Here is a 3923-nt window from a genome sequence, read left to right as displayed (position 1 = left end):
CTCATGCGCTTCATGTGGGCGCGGAGGTTTTCGGCCTTGAGCTGCTGGTCGAATTGTTTTTCGAGGGCGGTTTGTTTTTGAGCCTCCGGGGCGTCGAAGCCCAGGAGCGTTTGGGCGTCGGTGGGGGTTTTGATTATAATGAAAAGGAAAACAACGAATAAAATCTTTGGCAAAAAGGGTTTCATGGGTTAAATTGATTGGGTGATTTGGCAAATATACACCAAAACGTGGCGTAGAGACGAGGCATGCCTCGTCTGAAGGCGTAGAAAAAGGCACAGAGTTTATGAAACGAAAAATATTAGGAATAAACCTTGACACTATAGCCCCCGACGCGGCCAGACGATGGATGCCTCGTCTCTACCTATATTTGTGGCTGGCTGTCGCATTGCTGGCCACGGGTCAGGATGCGTGGTTTGCTTTTTTGAAAGGCACTTCTTTTTACTGGAGCGAAAGTCTGCTGTACAAAATCTACTGGCTGCTGTTCATTCCACTGACATTGCTGGTGGCGCATCTGGCTCGGAAATGGCCCATTCAAGACAGCATTCTGAAAAATGGCGGAAGACACCTTGCCGCCGCTTTTCTGTCCAGTTTAGGACAAGTGCTGCTTTTTTCGGGAATAGTGGCCGGATTGAGCAGGGTGTTGTTAGGTCACGCTTTTCGTTTCGAGGGAGTTCTGCGAAAATCGTTATCGGAAGATTTCTTCATTGGCATTCTGATGTATAGCCTGCTGCTCTTGATTTTCAACCGTTTCTCAGAAAGAAAGCAGGGAAAGGCAGCCCCGGAAATCTTGCCAAAACAAAAAGCGCTGCCAAAATTCCTGACAGCTTTCCTGATTAAAGACGGGGCTAGAACGACCCGCATTCAGGCCGACAGCCTCGACTGGATTGGCTCGGAGGATTCCTACACGGTACTGCACGGAGAAGGCGGGAAGCACCTCTATTCCGACAGCTTGACCAAACTGGAAAAGCAGCTCGACCCCGAAGATTTCGTCCGTATTCACCGCTCCTGTATTGTCAATATTCACCGGGTGCAGAAGGTCACTTCCCGTCTTACGGGCGACTACGATGTGCAGATGGCGGACGGTACCATACTGCGTCTAAGTCGGCATTACGCCAGTAGGGTCAAAGGGCGATTGCTGTGATTCGCGGCTCAGCGGGTTAAGTCCGCCACTTAGCGAAAAGACGTAGGGTGAACGGCGATAACAGGCTATTTTTGAGGAGTCTCATTTTTTCAAATGACTTCTTCTTCACTATGAAACAAGTGGATACGGATATAGTGAGCCGCGTCGCCAGCCATTACGCCCCAGCCCCCCCCGACGCAGCTAGACGCGATAAATCGCGTCTCTACAATTCGGGGTGGTTGTGGTTGGGGATGTTTTTTCTGATTTCCTGCCAAAGCAAAAGCCAGCAAGCGAACCAAAACCGCGTGGCCGCTTCCCCGTCTGCCCTAGTTGGCGGTGGTTGCGACGGCTGCGAGCGGATGTACCTCGAGATGCCCGCCGTTATTCCCTCGACCGACACGAGTTTCGGCTGGACTGAGGCCCGCACCAAACTTGTCGTGACGGGGACAGTCTATCAAAACGACGGCCGCACGCCCGCGCCGGACGTCATCGTCTATTACTGGCAGACCGACGAGCAGGGCTTTTATTCCAACAACCAGGCATCGGGCCTGGCCAATACGCGCCACGGGTCGCGACGCGGCTGGATGAAAACGGGAGCCGATGGAAAATATACGCTCCACACCAACCGCCCGGCGGCTTATCCTGACCGCGACATTGCGGCCCACATCCATCTGGCCATCAAGGAGCAGGACATCGCCGACGAGTATTACGTAGATGAACTAGTGTTTGACGACGACCCGTTGCTGACCACCGCCAAGCGCAAAGTGCTGGAAAATCGGGGCGGCAGCGGCGTGATGCGGCCCCGCGAGGAGGACGGAAGCTTGGTCGCTGAACACGACATTATTCTGGGGCTGCATATTCCAAACTACCCCGAAAATAAGACTGGCAAAAAAGAAACGGGGCTTTCCATCGGTGAGGAAAGCCCGTCATTCACGCCCTATCACGCCTGGGGGCCCGATCGCGGGTCGAAGGCGTGTCCGGTTTGTAAGTATGGGCGCAACTACGGCATCTTGTATTTTGTCAAGAATGCCAATCGGATAGATGAGGTTAAGGAATGGCTGGTGTTTTTGGAAAAGCTCAGCCGCGAGAAAATGGATCAGTTGAAAGTGTATATGATTGTGGAGGCGGGTGGGGATCGGGCCGCTACCATACAGAGACTGGAACGGCTGGGTCGTGAACTGGATATTCGGCGGCTGGCTTTGACGGTGGTGCCGAGTTTTGGGGATGAGGCGAGCGATGTGGTGCTTTATGGGCTAGCCGCGGCAGACGGGCGGGACGCCCGTACCACATTTAACACATTCATTGTTTATAAGGGTCGGGTGGTTATCGATAAGTACGAGGACCTGAAGCCGATGGCAACGGATTTTGAGAAGCTGACCCGGAAGCTGAGATAGGCCGCTGTTCTTCTGCCAAAGAGCGGACGGCGTTTGATTCCTGCCGACTTGGTGGTAAATTACCGCCTTTTACAGCGAGTCAATTAATTGTCGCCCGGAAGTGTCCCTACCAAATCCCGGAGAAAGTCCCAGCAACACGGAACGCCGCCCGACGGATCGCCGCCCGCTGGTACTTTTTTTCCTTCATAATTTCTTTATCAGCATTGGCACTATACTTATCTATGTGTGCGCCACGGTGCTTTTGCTCCAGAACAACCCCGACCTGTCATTGCCGTTGGGGTACTTTCTCGCGGCAGCAGGCTGCATGTTAGCAGGGAAGATGTATGAGCATTACGAACACCGTCTATCGCTCAAAAAACTTGTCAGAGGCGTCATGCTCGTTACCGTGGGGCTGGTGATTTTGCTCTCGGCAGGACTTTATTTCCTCGATCCTTTCGTGGAAGCAGTGGTACTGCTGGTCGGCTACCGGGCCGTTTATCTGCTTTCGGGGCTGGAATTCTGGGGGTTGTCGGCGCTGGTGTTTGACGTACGGCAGAGCAAGCGTATTTTCGGCATTATCGGCTCCGGCGACTTGCCCGCCAAGGCCATCGGCGCGCTGCTGGCAGTGTTGATTCATTCCGCTTATTCGCTCTACATTTTGCTGTGGGTGGCCTGCGCTGCCTTTCTGCTGGCCTATCTGGTGCAGACGCTGACTTTCCGCTCCACCATCATTCCCGACCACCACGCGGTCAAGCGGCGGACCGCGGCACTCAACCACCCTCGCCTGATCGACCGTTTTTTTGGCGGAAGCTGGCTGGTATACTACCTGTGCATTGGCATGGTATTCGTGTCGGCGGCGGCGATTTTCATCGAGTACAGTTTCTTCGTCAACGTCAAGCACAGGTACCACGACCAAAGCGATGTCATGAATTACCTGGGCTATTTGCTCACGATCGCTTTCGGTACGGCTACTGTCATAAAACGACTGCTTTCCAGTCGAATAATTGCTCGCTTCGGGTTGCGAATTGTCCTGATATTACTACCTATCCTGACAATTACCGCTTCGCTGGGGCTGTATGCTTTCTCGTTCATCGACGGCACCGAAGTCGTGCTGCTGAATATGTTCAGCGGCTTGTACATTTTCTTTGAAATAACGCGCAAGACTACCTACGACCCAGTGTTTCTGGTACTTTTCCAACCACTTTTTTTGCACCAAAGGCTCAAAGCCCACACGCTGGCCAAGGGAATCTACGAACCGCTGGGCATGGGTATTGCGGGAGTCGTTACGTTGGTTGCCTACCTGAATCACCTGCACCTGGCGGCGGGTTCTTTCCTCTTTATCACGGCCCTGGCGGGGACAGCTTTATATTTCCTATTAAAAGCCCACGGCCACTATCTTCTAGAACTCAAAAATGCCCTCAGCAAACGAT

The 3923-nt window shown here is 53.2% G+C and carries 3 protein-coding genes and 1 pseudogene; 3 read left to right on the top strand and 1 reads right to left on the bottom strand.

Translation table 11 applies throughout. From position 1 onward, the window contains the following. Nucleotides 1-185: hypothetical protein (locus ACEW8P_RS08925; RefSeq protein WP_373512738.1), on the bottom strand; the 185-nt coding region annotated here is incomplete at its 3' end. Between the two features lie 98 nt (nt 186-283). Between ACEW8P_RS08925 and ACEW8P_RS08920 the strand changes: the two genes are divergently transcribed. The 3 genes and pseudogenes from ACEW8P_RS08920 to ACEW8P_RS08910 form a co-directional block, all read left to right on the top strand. Beyond that, nucleotides 284-1141, top strand: coding sequence for a LytTR family DNA-binding domain-containing protein (locus ACEW8P_RS08920; protein ID WP_373512737.1), 858 nt, complete (start codon nt 284-286; stop codon nt 1139-1141). Between the two features lie 110 nt (nt 1142-1251). Then, a complete protein-coding gene (locus ACEW8P_RS08915; protein ID WP_373512736.1) occupies nt 1252-2514 on the top strand; it encodes an intradiol ring-cleavage dioxygenase in 1263 nt (420 codons plus the stop codon). A 100-nt stretch (nt 2515-2614) separates the two neighbouring features. Next, nucleotides 2615-3923 (top strand): annotated as a pseudogene (locus ACEW8P_RS08910) (Crp/Fnr family transcriptional regulator); the annotation flags it as partial.

Origin of the sequence: Persicitalea sp., from assembly GCF_041751555.1 — a bacterium.
In the GTDB taxonomy this organism is placed as follows: Bacteria; Bacteroidota; Bacteroidia; order Cytophagales; family Spirosomataceae; genus Persicitalea.
Note: the sequence above shows the minus strand (reverse complement) of the source record. Positions and strands in the feature narration are given on the sequence as shown.

Coding starts and splice junctions, on each gene's coding strand:
- ACEW8P_RS08920 (WP_373512737.1), top strand. CDS start 284: ATGAAACGAAAAATATTAGGAATAAACCTTGACACTATAGCCCCCGAC.
- ACEW8P_RS08915 (WP_373512736.1), top strand. CDS start 1,252: ATGAAACAAGTGGATACGGATATAGTGAGCCGCGTCGCCAGCCATTAC.